Here is a 14346-nt window from a genome sequence, read left to right on the forward strand (position 1 = left end):
TATCTTCTTTTTTATCTTCTTTTTTATCTTCTTTTTTATCTTCTTTTTTATCTTCTTTTTTATTAACAGGTGATGTGGTATTAGTTTCAATTTTTGGTTGTTCTTTTTTTATTTTTTGATCTTGTATAACTTTTAAAGCATTTTTTAAACGTGAAATTTCTTCTTCACTTACTCCACTTTCTTTAAGCTCTTGCACATAAGCTTTATCATCAAAACCTAAAGAATTTGAACTTATGATTAATCTTTTTAAAATCTCATTTTTTTCTTCATTATTATCATTAATCACACTTTGTATATACAAAGATTTTAACTGCTGGTGCAATTGTAGTTTTTCTTCTGAATTAGAAGTTAAAAAATTTTGATCAAATTTCTTAACTTCTGCATTAGCAAAAACACTAAGACAAAATAATAAAAAAATAAAAAATATTCTAAGCATCTTCACCATTAACTAATTTTTTCATTAGCTCTTCTACACTAATAAGCTTATCTAGTCTATATCCATTAGCCCCTGTAAAAAATAAGCCTGTTTCTTTTTTACCACTCCAAGCATCATATAATCTATCTGCTATACAATAACCCACCTTAGTAGCTTCCTTGCCTCTACCGCATGGTGCAACACAATTACTCACACAAGAAATTTTTGGTCCCATTCTTTTATCTACTAAATTTAAAAGATTAGTTCTTACCCCTCTTGCAGGATAACCAACCGGAGATTTTAAAAGCTCAATATCTTCTTTTTTACAATCTAGCAATACTTGTTTAAAATCATCGCTCGCATCGCATTCAAAAGTTCCTATAAAGCGAGTTCCCATTTGAACGCCACTTGCCCCTAAAGACATCATTTTTTCTATATCTTGCTTATCCCAAATTCCACCCGCGGCGATTAATGGTATATCTCCCCAGTTTTTAATTTCTTGTGCAACTTGTGGTACTACATTTTCTAATTGATATTCATCCATTAAACATTGCTCATAAGTAAAACCTTGATGTCCTCCACTTTTTGGTCCTTCAACTATAACTGCATCAGGTAAGCGATTGTATCTGCTTTGCCATCTTTTGCAAATAATTTTTAAAGCCTTAGCTGATGATACAATAGGCACCAAAGCAACATCTGGATAATCTTGTGTAAATTCAGGTAAATTCGTAGGAAGTCCTGCTCCTGAAACTATCACATTAAAACCAACTTCACAAGCATTGCGTGCAATTTGCGCATAATTATTACTTGCATATAAAATATTACAGCCTAAAGGTGCGTCTTTACAAACCTTTCTAGCATTATCTATCAAAGCTTTTAAGCCTGCTTTTGAGTAAAAATTATCACTACCATAAGGTTTTGCATTAAACTCTTTGTCTATATGTGTTCTATTTTCATAATATCCAGTTCCTACTGAAGAAATAATCCCTAATCCACCATTTAAAGAAACCGCAGAAGCAAGTTTATCCCAACTTATACCAAGCCCCATACCACCTTGAAAAATAGGATATTTTATCTCATGCTTTCCAATTTTTAAAGCTTTAAAACTCATCATATTACCTTTAATTTTGCAAATTTTCTTTTTCCAACTTGTAAAATATATTCACCGCTTTCTAGTTGGAATTGTTCATCTTGAACTTTTTCTCCATTAACACTTACTGCATTAGAATTAATCAATCTTCTAGCAGCTGAAGTAGAACTTTCCATTTTACACTCTACTATAGCTTTTGCAAGCCAAATACTACCCTCTAAAGTAAAACTTGGCATATCACTAGGAAGCTCTTTTGCGCTATGGACTTTATCAAATTCTTCCTTAGCTTTTAGCGCACATTCGCTTGAGTGAAAACGTGCAGTAATTTCTAAAGCTAAATTTTCCTTAGCTTTTTTAGGATGCAATGAACCATTTTTAATATCATCTTTTATTTGTGAAATTTCATTTAAGCTTTTTTCACTTAAAAGTTCATAATATCTAAACATCAATTCATCACTTATACTCAAAACCTTAGCATACATATCTTTGGCATTTTCAGTCACACCGATATAATTTCCCAAGCTTTTACTCATTTTATTTACACCATCAAGGCCTTCAAGCAATGGCATCATCATCACCGCTTGTTCTTTTTGGCAATTATATACTCTTTGAAGCTGTCTACCCATTAAAAGATTAAACTTTTGATCCGTTCCACCCATTTCTATATCACTTTTTAATGCAACACTATCATAACCTTGCAAAAGTGGATACAAAAACTCACAAATTGATATAGGACTTTGCTCTTTAAAACGCTTAGTAAAATCATCTCTCTCAAGCATTCTAGCAACACTAAAAGTCGAAGTAAGCTCTACTATACCAGCAGCACCAAGCTCATTTAGCCATTTAGAATTAAAATGAATTTGAGTTTTATTTGGATCTAAAATCTTAAAAACTTGTTCTTCATAAGTTTTAGCATTTTTAAGTACTTCTTCTTTGTCAAGTTTTTTTCTTGTAGCACTTTTTCCTGTTGGATCTCCAATTTGAGCAGTAAAATCACCTATTAAAAACTGCACTATAGCCCCATGCTTTTGAAGCAAAGCCATTTTGCTCAAAACCACAGTATGACCCAAATGCAAATCAGCAGCCGTAGGATCAAAACCAGCCTTTACAAAAAAATTTTCACCTTTTTCATAATAATTTTTTACTAAAGAAACTAATCTTTCCTCATCAATAATTTCTGCTATTCCTCGTTTAATTTCTTTAATAATTTCATTAATATCCATAAAAAACCTTTTTTAGTGATTATTATATGCATCATTTAAAGATGTAAAATCTAAAATTTTATATCTAGATTTCAATCTTTCTTTTGCATTCTCAAGATCTATATTATTAGGTAACTCAACTTGTACTTCAAAATAGTTTGCAACGACTGGCTCTGAATCAGCTGAGTTAATACTTAAAACATTAATCTGCATTTTAGCTAAAGTAGTTAGAAAATCTGCTAAAGAACCTTTTTTATTTTCTATAGAAACGATGATTTTGTAACTTTTTATCGAACTATCATTCCAAAAAACAAAAACCATTTCTTTGTTATCTTCTATCATTTTCATTGCTTGTTCACAAAGCTTATGGTGTATCGTTGCTCCAGTTGAATGTCTAAAAGCAATAATTTCATCTCCTCTTTTAGGCCTACAACAATAATCAAAATTAATCGTGGTTATTTTATAATTAGAACCAATCACTATGCTTTCAAATTTTTGCTCATTTTGTTCAAATTTAGCTGCTTGATTTTGCCCCATATATTTTCTTAGAGCAATAATTACATCTTTAAAATAATTAAAATCCAAAGCAATTTGTCTTAGCTTTTTATTAAAATTTTCTTTTTCAAGCCATTCTTCTATAAGTTTAGAATCTTTATTAAAAACAGTAGATAAAAGATTAACAGCAATTTTGTTATTTAATTCTTTTTTCTTTTGCTTGCAAAAATCTCTTATACTAGCTCTAGCCTTTCCTGTTTTAACGCTATCTATCCATGAACATCTAAAAAATTCTTCTTCGGAAGTTTCAATGCTAACTATATCTCCATTTTTAAGCACGGTTAAAAGTGGTACTCTCATGCGGTTAACAAACGCAGTTTTTGCATGAAGTCCTACTTTGGTGTGAACTTCATATGCAAAATCCAAAGCCGTAGCCCCACGCGGCAAAGTAAAAATTTCACCCTTTGGAGAATATACTGCTATATCTTCTATATATAAACTATCTTTTGCATATTCATAAAGTTCGATAGCATCACAATCTTGCACAGCATTGCCATCTTCTTTACCATGCATAGAAATATCCGCAAGCCAATCTAAATTTGGTGTTGTTATATTTCCTTCTTTATATTTCCAATGCGCTGCCACGCCAAATTCAGCAGTCTTATGCATATCAAAGGTGCGAATTTGAGCTTCTATGATATTTTTTGCATCAAAAAGTGTTGTATGTAAGGTTTGGTAACCATTTTGTTTTGGCAAGGCTATATAATCTTTAAATCTTGAAATTAAAGGATTAAAATGTGTATGTAAAATTCCTAAAGCCAAATAACAATCATAAACTTTTTCAACCAAAATTCTTACACCCAAAAGGTCTAAAACTTCATCAAGCCCCACACCTTTTCTTTGCATTTTTAAATAAATAGAATAATTATGTTTGATTCTTTTGTGTATAACAAAACTACCTTGTCTAAACCCATTTTCCAAAAATAACATTTCTATTTTTGAGATAAATTCATTAAATCCAAGTTGAATTTGTTGATCTTTTGCATTTATATAATTATCAATTTGTGCATATTCATCAGGTAATAAAAACTTAAAACTTAAATCCTCAAGCAAATTTTTTATACTTGAAATTCCAAGTCTATGAGCTATAGGTGCATATACCACCAAGGTTTCTTCGCTGATTCTTTTTTGTTTATCTTCTCTTAAAAAATTTAAAGTAAGCATATTGTGCAATCTATCACAAAGCTTTATTACAAGTACGCTCACATCTTCAACACCAGCTAAAAGCATATTTCTAAAAGTCAAAGCAGATTTTGCAAGCTTTTCATTAGAATTAGAGCGTGTAAGATGATCTTCTCTAATACTGACTATTTTGGTTAAGCCTTGAACTAATTTGGTGACTTCTTCGCCAAAATTTAAACTCAATTCTTCTTCATTGCAATTTGTATCTTCTAGCACATCATGCAATAATGCAGCGATAATCATAGACTGTACAGGGCTTAAAAATGCCACAAAAGAAGCCACTAATATAGGGTGAACCGCATATGGTTCTCCGCTTTTTCTAAATTGTCCTTCGTGTTTTTGGATACAAAAATCTACTGCTTTTTCTAAAACAGCAGATTGTGGAAAGACCATAAAAAGGATTTCTTTTGCTCTTTGTAAATCCTTACAATTTTTAACATCATCAACAAGTTTATCTAACAATAACTCATCATTTACTAGCTTCAATAAATCCCTCTAAAACGATTTTATCTTCTGCTATTTCATGTAAAGCAATGTCGGTATATTTGTATTTATTTTTATCTAAATTTACCAAAGGTTCTGCACCATTTGCAAGCTCTTCAGCTCTTTTAGCCACTACAAGAGCTAGTTTATATCTATCATCTTTTAGTTTTTTTAATGCTTTTGCAGCTATTTGTTCTACTCTCATTTTTATCCTTAATCTTGATTTTTAACAATAGAGCATAAACTCATATCGCCTTGAATAATTTTTAATAAATTTCCTTCTTTAAACATATTACACACCACAATAGGTAAAGCATTATCTTTAGCTAAGGCTATTGCAGTATCATCCATAACTTTAATATTATCATGCAAAGCTCTTTCATAACTTAGCTCATTAAGCATAATTGCATCATCATATTTTTTAGGATCTTTATCATAAATTCCATCTACCTTAGTTGCTTTAATAATCATATCTGCTTGAATTTCTACCGCTCTTAAAGTCGCAGCAGTATCTGTAGTAAAATAAGGATTACCTGTACCACAAGCAAAAATAACTATACGTCCTTTTTCTAAGTGTCTATGTGCTCTTCTCATGATATAAGTTTCACAGAATGCTTCCATTTGAATAGCGCTTTGAACCCTTACATCAAGTCCAGCGCTTTCTAATGCTTCTTGCATAGCTATAGAATTAATCACAGTAGCAAGCATACCCATATGATCACCACTTGTTCTTTTTATAAGTCCATCTCTTGCAGCAGATACCCCTCTAATGATATTTCCACCGCCTATTACTATACCTACTTCAACATTTTCATTAATCAAGCTTTTTATTTCAGAAGCTATATATTTTAAAATAGAATTTTCTATACCAAACCCATTTTCTCCAGCCAAAGCTTCTCCAGAAAATTTAACCAATACTCTTTTTCTTTTATTGTTCATTAAATTTCTCCTTTGATTTGAAACTATATCAAAATTCGCATTAAAAAAAACTAATTTATTTAATCATCTCTAAAGGATTAATATGAAAATTCTTTTGTGTTACTTCAAAAGTTAAATCACTTTCAACCCTACCTATAATATAACCTTTTTTGATATTTCTACCCACTTTAACACCAGGTGCAATTTTATCTAAATGCGCATAAATAGTATGTATACCATCTTTATTTTCAACAATCACAACTTGTTTTAAAGTTGGAGTTGCTTTTGCAAAAACTACTTTACCATCTAAAACATTTCTTACTGCAGCATTAGCACTGTCGCTTTTTAAAACCACATTTTCATTATAAATTTTAATATTATAAATAGGATCAACATAATTTCCAAATTTTTGCTTTACCGTGTAAGATTCTAAAGGAGCGATTGTCTTAGGACCGCTATAGCGTTTAACACTGCTTATTTGATAACTTGAGCCTACTTGTTTAACATTTGAGCTTGGTTTTTTATCTTCTTTTTTTTGTGCTAATTTTTCTTCTTCTTTTTCTTTAATAATTTTTAATTTATTAAGTGTTTTTCTCAATTCTTGTTGTTGGGCTTGTAAATTAGAAAGTTTTCTAGTATAAATTTCTTTATCTGTTTTTTGCTTAGCTATTTCTTGTTCTTGCTTTTTTCTAAGATTTTTAAGCTCATCGATTTGATCTTTATAGGTTTTTAAATTATTATTGATTGTGGTAATTTGAGTTTGTTTTTCTTCTATTTTTTTACTTATATTTTCATAATCTTTTGAAATTTGATAAAATTCTTCTTTGAAAATTTTATCCAAAACCCCAACTAATTCTAAAGCTATAATACTATCTTCACTTTCAATATAATTTTTAGGAATTGCCAAATCATAAGCAAAATCTTTAGCAATTAAATCAATAATCTTTCCTTCTATTTTGTTTTTATTTTGCAAAAGATCTTTATTTTGTGCATTGAGTTGCTCTAGCGCTTTTATTTGAGTTTTTACTGAACTTTCAAGTTTAGAAGTTTTTGAAGTTAAAGTGCTAATTTCTGAAGCGATTTTTTTTAGATTTTTTTCATTATCTAAAATTTCACTTGCTAAATCCTCTAACTTTTTAGAAAGTTGCTTTACTATACGTTCATTTTCTTTAATATCTTTTTGTTTTTGTGCAATTTCATTTGCAAATAAAACAGAAAAAGAAAACAAAAAAAGCAAAAAGCATTTTTTCATTTTCTAACCTTAAACATTACAAAATTCACACAAGCAAAACAAACACAAAGCATTGCTAAAAAAATCAAAAACAAATGTGTGAAAATACTTATCTTAGGTAAGCTAATATCCACACTTTGTAAGGCTAGCTTGATAGATTCAAGATCATAAACTTGGGTAAAAAATAATACAAGCAATAAAAATGCTATAAAACAATCAATAAAAACAATCTTATAAAGCATAAAAGATCTAAACCAAAACGGTGCTCCAAGTAAACACATGATTTCTACTCTTTGAGTATGTTCAAAAAGCCAAATTTTCATTTGCTTAAGCAATAATACAAAGCTAAGCAATATTATAATAAACAAGAAAAACCATAATAAAAATTTCACCAAAACCAAAAGTTTGTAAATTTTTGTATGCGTTTTTGCAAAAGTTTCTACTTTAGTAATATTAGGATTTTTTAAAAGCTTATCTTTTAAAGTATTTAGTTCATCTTCTGATAAAAGTTTATTGAGTTTTAAAGTATAAAATTTTGGCAATGTAGCCTTTAAAACCTCTATATTTTTGGCTGATATATCATTTTTAAGCCTATCTATCATTTCATTTGGATTTAAAATTTCTAAAGACTGAAAATGACTTACTTGATCTTCTATGCTTTTTTTATCTAAATGAGTTTTACCTACTAAAATAATATTATAGTCTTTATTTAAAAGTTTTTCATAATGCTCTATAGTTTTGTTTGTAATGATTAAAAACTCAAAAGCAAACATCATTACCATTAAAGCAAATATTAAAGAAAGATGATTTTTAAAAGATTTCATTCATTCTCCCATTTTCTATATTAAAACGACGATAATCAAGTCTTAAATTAGTAGGAATTCTATGCGTAACAACTACCACACAAGTTCCAAGTATTTCTCTAGCTGATTTTAATAAAGTCCATATAATATCTGAAGAATACTCATCCAAATTTCCCGTTGGTTCATCACATAAGAGTAATTTTGGATTATGTGCTAAAGCTCTTGCCATGGCCACGCGTTGTTGCTCTCCACCTGAAAGCTGAGCTGGCTTCTTATCAGCTTTGAAAGTTAAATTTACATGCTTTAAAAGCTTTGCGGCTTGTTCTTTACATACATTCTTACTATAACCTTTAATCATCAAAGGTAGCATTACATTTTTTTCTACACTAAATTCTTGAACTAAACGATAATCTTGAAAAATAATTCCTATTTTTTGCCTAAGCTGTAAAAGCTCAGCGTTAGAAATATCCACTAAATCATTATTACAAACTTTTAAATTCCCACTTATTGGCTCTAAATCTCCATAAAAAGATTTTAACAAAGTTGACTTTCCACTACCGCTTTTTCCTGTAATAAAAACAAAATCATTATCTTTTAGCGAAAAACTAGCATTTTCTATAACAAGTTCATCATAACCAAGACAAAGCTTTTTAGCTTCTATCATCACTGCTTTTCCTTATTTATTTTATAAATGATTATTTGATATAAGAATACAATATTTCTCTTAATTTTTCTATAGCTTTTAAATTTTCTTTAGTTTTAAAAGGCTGTTCAAAAATAAATTCTATCTTTTGTGCGTTTAAAGCTATATAAACATGCTCAGGCTTATAAAAAGCACCAAAAGCTATTTTAATGACAAACCCATCATCCTTAATATACATTTTTTCAAAATGCAAGAAAAAATCCTCACCTTTAAAAACTTCATTTTTAAAATTCTTTTTTATACAAGCTAATTCTTCTGCGTTTAATCTTAAATCTTCAATGGCAAATTTTTGATCCTTGCTTAAACTTTCACTCTTGCTAAAACCACTAATGATTAAATCATATATATCTTTATTTTGTCTTTTCCAGCGATCTTCGTATTTGCTTGAAATTTCTAAATTTTCATTTTTTTTGATTAAAGCTTTTAAATGCGAAAAAGTTAAAAAAGTTTCTAAAGTAAAATCAAAATACAAAAAACTATCTGTTCTAAGTTCAAATTGCCCATTTTCTTTTAAAACTCTAGCGCATTCATTTGCAAAATTTAAACCGACTACCCTACGATGAGGCTTTTTATCCCAAGGAACAGGAAAATGCAAAAAGATTTTATCTACCAAGTTAGATTCAAGTACGCTTAATAATAATCTTGCATCGGTTTCTATTAATAAAACATTATTTAAGTTTTCACTTAAGGCAAGTTTAGCTACTTGCTCTAACGCAGGGGTGTAAATTTCTATACCTATAATCAAAACATCAGGATTCGATCTTGCTTGATAAAGTAAATGCCTACCACTTCCAAAACCTATTTCAATAAAAATTTGCTTTTTGTTTTTTATTTGCTCTAGCAATTCTTTTAAATCATTAACAATTAAAGGTGTTTTTTGGATTAACCTTGTATGTTTTAACGCCACAGCTTCACAGACTACATCTTGAGTGAAATTTTCTTTAAACACAAGTAAGGCTTTTTGCAAATATCCAATTTGTGAAGGCTTAGTGTGTTTTTCACCTTTAATAAGCCATTCTTGTTTTTTTTCATCTTTTTTAATTTGCAAAAAAAAGTTTTCTTGCTTTATACGCGTAAAAAGCAAGTCTACATTTTCACCTTTAGCAAGCCATAAGAATTCAACCCCATCTTTTTCAAAAGGAAGTTGAATTTCTTTTAGAATTTTACACTTAAAATTTGGCATTATTTCACCGCTGTAAATTTATCAGAAGCTTTTGATTCTATACCATTTGCATCAATAGCTATAACTTCATAACTATATACTTTTCCAGGAACAGCTGTGATGTCTTTTAATTGTTTAGATTTAATCTCCTTAAACACAGCATTACTTCCACCTCCACTTCGTTTAACTATGTATTCTTTAGCTCTATCGTCATTATCAACCCATTCAACTCTAATACCATCATCTTCAACAGCACATAAAATAATACTTGGTGCTAATGGTGCCCCTAAGGTAATACCTTCTACAGGCTCACTTGCTATAGGACTTTCCAAGCCATCTTTATCGACCATACTCACTTTATAATATCTTTTTTCAGCCACACCTTTAACTACATCTTCATAAGTATTTTCAGAAGTTTTAGCTACCACGCTAAAAGGTAAAAAGGTAGTTGAACTAGAATAAATTTTATAATAAGCAAAATCAGCATAGTCAATTTTATCCCAAGTTAAAATGATTTTTCTTGGCGCGTCTTTACTTGCTTGCAAATTACTTACCATAGGAGGAAGCGCTTTGGTAGTTGATTCAACTATCTTACTTGGAGTACTTTTAATACCATCATAAGTTAAAGCTATGATTCTATATTGAAAACTCTCATCAGGCTTTAGTGAATCATCTATATATTCAGCACTTAAGCGATTTTTAACCCTAGTTAATTCTTTAAATTTCATATCTTTCATATTTGCACGCTCAATGATGTATGAATTTACTCTTACATCAGGGTGTGGTCTCCAAACTATTTTTACACGATTTGGCAAACCCACAATAGCTTGCACAAAAGGCACTGGATCAATCACTCTATTGGTAAAAGCTTCTATGCTTACACCATCTTGAGAAACTTGTCCAAGCTCATTAAAAGTTTTCATAGAATAATAATATCTTGTATTTGGCTCTAAATTTGTATCAGTATAATGAGTTTGAAATTTATTTTTAATTTTTGCTATAAGCTCCATAGGTGCACCAGCTGCATTTGCTCTATAAATGTAATAGCCTGCTATATTTTGATCATACAAAGGTTCCCATTCAAAAGCTATGCTTGTAATATCACTTATACTTTTAATATTTGAAATTTTTGGTAAAGTATCATTTACTTGAGCAATTTGAGGCGAACTCATAGTTGTACTACAAGCACTAAAAGCCAAAGCAGAACTTAAGATAATCCAGTGAAGTTTTTTCATCTATCTCTCCTTGTGTAAAATTTTCTTTTAAAATTTGATAAAAATCATCAAACATAGGAGCTTTTATAAACATTAACTCTTTAGTCCTAGGATGAATAAAATAAATCAAATACGCATGAAGCATTACTCTATTATACTTTATTTTTCCTTTATATCCGTATAATTCATCTCCTAAAATATAGCGATTAAAATCTGCCAAATGCACCCTGATTTGATGGGTTCTTCCTGTATATAATTTAGCAGCTATTAAAGAGCAGTTTTTAGCACTTAATAAATTTATAAAATCTGTTTTTGCATTTTTTGCTAAATAATTTTTAGTATTTGTAGTAATTTTTTTAAGCCTATTATTAGGACAACGCATAATGGCTTTTTCATTACTCATTTTATCATTTTTCAAAGGCAAGTCACTCAAAGCAAGATAAAATCTTCCCATACTTTTATCTAAAAGCTGATTTGCTAAAAATTGATGTGCTTGATTGTTTTTAGCTATGATGATAGCTCCGCTTGTGCCTTTATCAAGTCTATGCACAAGTCCCGCTCTATGCTCTCCATTTAAATTTGATAAAGCATAACCCTTATGTAAAAGCCAATCCACCAAAGTCGCTTCTTTAACACTACTTGCACCATGCACGACAACATTAGGAGCTTTGTTTAAAACTAAAACATCATCATCTTCATATAAAATTTCTATGTCAAACTCAGGCGTGTAACTTTCTTTAGCTTCTTTTACTAAAGGTAAAAAAATGCTTATTTCATCTTTTTGTTTTATTTTTTTAGAACTTTTATTTTCTAATTTTTCATTAATATATATGCAGTTTTCTTTGATAAGTTTAGTAACTTGCGAACGACTTTGTTTAAGTATATCTGATAAAAAAATATCCAATCTTTCTTCACAAAGCGATGAAATTTTTAGCATATTATATTTCCTTGTGATAAAATTTGCAATTTTAGCATATAATTACACAATATTTTGTAAAAAAGGTTAGCTTTGATAAAACTTGATAGAAGAATTCTAACGCATTTTGATTTTGTTCAACCTCTTTTAGTGTTGCCTATCATAGCTATATCTTTTCTTTTAATTTATGAAGCAAACACACGCTTAGCCGAAAAACAATTTATCTATACTTTAGTGGGTTTTGCAGGATTTGCATTTTTTTTCTTTTTACCTTTAAGAAGATTAATGTGGCTTATACCTGTGTTATATTGGATCAATATAGCTTTACTTTTGAGCGTAGATATTTTTGGTGTTGAAAAACTTGGAGCTAGAAGATGGCTTGAGATACCTTTTACGCATTTTACCATACAACCTTCTGAAATTTTCAAACCCTCTTTTATTTTAATGCTAGCTTATTTGATTTATCAAAACCCGCCACCTCATAATGGCTATGGTTTAAAACAATTTTTAAAGCTAAGTTTTTATATTTTACTTCCATTTTTACTTATAGCAGGAGAACCTGATTTAGGAACAGCTTTAGTACTTTTAATAGTGGGCTTTGGAACGCTTTTTATCATAGGAGTAAATTATAAAATTTGGCTTAGTATTTTTTTAGCTATAGCTATAGCTTCGCCTATTATTTATAGTGATTTTTTAAAACCTTATCAAAAACAAAGAATTCATGATTTCTTAGCTGAAGAGCCAAGTTACCATGTAAAACAATCCATCATTGCAATAGGAAGTGGTGGTTTGAGCGGAAAAAAGGCTGATGAAGCCACACAAACACATTTTAAATTTTTACCTATTTCTACGAGTGATTTTATCTTTGCATATTTGTCTGAAAGATTTGGTTTTATCGGTGCGGTTGTAATCATATTACTTTATACCTTACTCATTTTTCATTTATTGAGTTTAAATTATAAGCTCAAAGATGATTATTTTACAAGAGTAGTAACAAATTGCATTGCTTTATTTATTTTCATATATGTAGCAGTAAATATATCGATGACCATAGGTTTTGCTCCTGTTGTTGGTATACCTATGCCATTTTTTAGTCATGGGGGAAGTTCTTTTGCTACCTTTATGATTTTCTTTGGAATTTTACAAAATTTAATAACTTTTAGATATTTAGCAATAGAAAAAGCGGTAAAAATAAAATTCTAAATTTAAATTAAGGAAATAAAGATATAATAACATTTTTATTTTAACTTCTGGCGGATTTATAGCTCAGTTGGTTAGAGCAACCGGCTCATAACCGGTTGGTCGCAGGTTCGAGTCCTGCTAAATCCACCATTTAAATTATTATTTTATATTTATTTTAATTTTATTATTTCTTATTAGTTTTGCATTACAGCTTGATTTTCAAAAAAACATTTTCCAATGATTTTTTAGTATTTTGATGATATTTTTGCAAATTTCTTTCTTTTTGCTTTCTCCTATTTGGAGTTTATCTAAAAAAGTTTCTTCAAGAATATTAACAAGTTGTGTACATTCTTTTGCATCAAATGTTTTTGATTCATTTAAAGATGACAATGCTTTCAATAATAAATCTTTATATTCTATAAGAGCTTTAATATCTACCTCTGAAAGCTGGGCTAACAGAGATAGAAATTGCATAAAATTGTAAAATGGCAAAATAATCCTTTTTTTTGCGTATCTATATTGTTAACTTCATTTAAGAAAAAGCCTTATTTATATCATCTACTCTTTTCTTATAACATTTCCAACACTAAATAAGAACTCCAAAGCCACTCATTTATCCATAAAAACCTAATACCATCTTTCCACCGAAATTTCTTGAACATGACCAGCGTATTTTATAACAATTTTTGAATGTTTCGGAGGATCTTCAACTTGAATTGGAGACGAAGTATAACAATCAATACTATTACCCAAAGTATGAATATCATGTGCATCCTCTAAATCGTAAAATAGTCCTGTAATACTTTTATGTATTCTTCCGTAACAAATTCCACCATGGAGAAACCCTTCCCATTCTACAGTTATTTCATTTCCTATAAATTTATCCTCAAAACCATCAAAATAAATTTCAAAATTATTATGTCCACCTTCTGGAATGGCTTTTCTTTGTATGACATATTTATCGTTTCCTTGATAAAATCCAACTAAATATGGATTTTTATAAGGCATAGCAAAAAGCAATCGAATGCGCTTTTTATAAACAGCTCGCACATTTTTTCTAAAATCTCCTCCTAAAGTTTTAACTATTATTTGTTGAATATTATTTGTGTTTTCTAGTACATGATATTTAGCATGAGCTTCACCTTTATCATTAAAATAATTATCTCGTGGCGAAGTAGGCGTTATTAAAGGACTACTCAACCACTCTATCTCAGCCTTTGGCTTTCCATTTTTTAAAGTAACATCAAAAAAACCTTCTTCTACAACTTGTTCTGGAGCTTCTATCTCTAT

General features: G+C 29.5%; 14 protein-coding genes, 1 tRNA gene and 1 pseudogene. 2 read left to right on the forward strand and 14 right to left on the reverse strand.

The window, feature by feature from the left end; all coding sequences use genetic code 11:
* The 12 genes and pseudogenes from L8V77_RS07280 to L8V77_RS07335 all read right to left on the reverse strand — a co-directional run.
* Positions 1 to 436: pseudogene (locus L8V77_RS07280) on the reverse strand (N-acetylmuramoyl-L-alanine amidase); the annotation flags it as partial.
* A complete protein-coding gene (locus tag L8V77_RS07285) occupies positions 429 to 1526 on the reverse strand; it encodes a nitronate monooxygenase (protein ID WP_039628221.1) in 1098 nt (365 codons plus the stop codon). The pseudogene L8V77_RS07280 and the gene L8V77_RS07285, both read right to left, overlap by 8 nt.
* On the reverse strand, positions 1526 to 2728 hold the full coding sequence (tyrS, locus tag L8V77_RS07290) for a tyrosine--tRNA ligase (protein WP_263682967.1): 1203 nt from the start codon (positions 2726 to 2728) through the stop codon (positions 1526 to 1528). The genes L8V77_RS07285 and tyrS overlap by 1 nt, the downstream gene beginning before the upstream one ends.
* 12 nt (positions 2729 to 2740) lie before the next feature.
* Positions 2741 to 4930 (reverse strand): RelA/SpoT family protein, encoded by a 2190-nt coding sequence (locus tag L8V77_RS07295; protein ID WP_263707356.1) that lies wholly within the window; start codon positions 4928 to 4930, stop codon positions 2741 to 2743.
* Complete coding sequence (locus L8V77_RS07300) at positions 4914 to 5132, reverse strand: DNA-directed RNA polymerase subunit omega (RefSeq protein WP_039618002.1); 219 nt, start codon at positions 5130 to 5132, stop codon at positions 4914 to 4916. Before L8V77_RS07300 ends, L8V77_RS07295 begins: the two co-directional genes overlap by 17 nt.
* Before the next feature lie 8 nt (positions 5133 to 5140).
* A complete protein-coding gene (pyrH, locus tag L8V77_RS07305) occupies positions 5141 to 5866 on the reverse strand; it encodes a UMP kinase (RefSeq protein ID WP_039628219.1) in 726 nt (241 codons plus the stop codon).
* 55 nt (positions 5867 to 5921) lie between these two features.
* Positions 5922 to 7097 carry a murein hydrolase activator EnvC family protein gene (locus L8V77_RS07310; RefSeq protein ID WP_263707357.1) on the reverse strand — a complete coding sequence of 392 codons (1176 nt, stop codon included), beginning with the start codon at positions 7095 to 7097 and terminating at the stop codon, positions 5922 to 5924.
* A complete protein-coding gene (locus L8V77_RS07315) occupies positions 7094 to 7900 on the reverse strand; it encodes an ABC transporter permease (protein ID WP_263702946.1) in 807 nt (268 codons plus the stop codon). Before L8V77_RS07315 ends, L8V77_RS07310 begins: the two co-directional genes overlap by 4 nt.
* Positions 7887 to 8543, reverse strand: coding sequence for a cell division ATP-binding protein FtsE (locus L8V77_RS07320; protein WP_039625813.1), 657 nt, complete (start codon positions 8541 to 8543; stop codon positions 7887 to 7889). The genes L8V77_RS07315 and L8V77_RS07320 overlap by 14 nt, the downstream gene beginning before the upstream one ends.
* A gap of 31 nt (positions 8544 to 8574) precedes the next feature.
* Positions 8575 to 9765 (reverse strand): tRNA (guanosine(46)-N7)-methyltransferase TrmB, encoded by a 1191-nt coding sequence (gene trmB / locus L8V77_RS07325; RefSeq protein ID WP_263702947.1) that lies wholly within the window; start codon positions 9763 to 9765, stop codon positions 8575 to 8577.
* Positions 9765 to 10979 carry a fibronectin type III domain-containing protein gene (locus tag L8V77_RS07330; RefSeq protein ID WP_214126385.1) on the reverse strand — a complete coding sequence of 405 codons (1215 nt, stop codon included), beginning with the start codon at positions 10977 to 10979 and terminating at the stop codon, positions 9765 to 9767. Before L8V77_RS07330 ends, trmB begins: the two co-directional genes overlap by 1 nt.
* Positions 10933 to 11895: an RluA family pseudouridine synthase gene (locus L8V77_RS07335; protein WP_263707358.1), complete on the reverse strand. Its 963-nt coding sequence runs from the start codon at positions 11893 to 11895 to the stop codon at positions 10933 to 10935. Before L8V77_RS07335 ends, L8V77_RS07330 begins: the two co-directional genes overlap by 47 nt.
* A gap of 72 nt (positions 11896 to 11967) precedes the next feature.
* Here L8V77_RS07335 and L8V77_RS07340 point away from each other — a divergent pair, with 72 nt between their 5' ends.
* Both L8V77_RS07340 and L8V77_RS07345 read left to right on the forward strand, forming a co-directional pair.
* Positions 11968 to 13077 carry an FtsW/RodA/SpoVE family cell cycle protein gene (locus L8V77_RS07340; protein WP_214118031.1) on the forward strand — a complete coding sequence of 370 codons (1110 nt, stop codon included), beginning with the start codon at positions 11968 to 11970 and terminating at the stop codon, positions 13075 to 13077.
* Positions 13078 to 13129: 52 nt separating this feature from the next.
* Positions 13130 to 13206 (forward strand) — tRNA-Ile (locus L8V77_RS07345).
* A 69-nt stretch (positions 13207 to 13275) separates the two neighbouring features.
* Here L8V77_RS07345 and L8V77_RS07350 read toward each other — a convergent pair.
* Complete coding sequence (locus tag L8V77_RS07350; RefSeq protein WP_263707359.1) at positions 13276 to 13548, reverse strand: hypothetical protein; 273 nt, start codon at positions 13546 to 13548, stop codon at positions 13276 to 13278.
* A 135-nt stretch (positions 13549 to 13683) separates the two neighbouring features.
* Positions 13684 to 14346, reverse strand: a 663-nt coding sequence (locus L8V77_RS07355) for a hypothetical protein (protein ID WP_263707360.1), incomplete at its 5' end; no start/stop codon positions are given.

It is taken from the genome of Campylobacter sp. IFREMER_LSEM_CL2127, from assembly GCF_025771745.1.
In the GTDB taxonomy this organism is placed as follows: Bacteria; Campylobacterota; Campylobacteria; order Campylobacterales; family Campylobacteraceae; genus Campylobacter_D.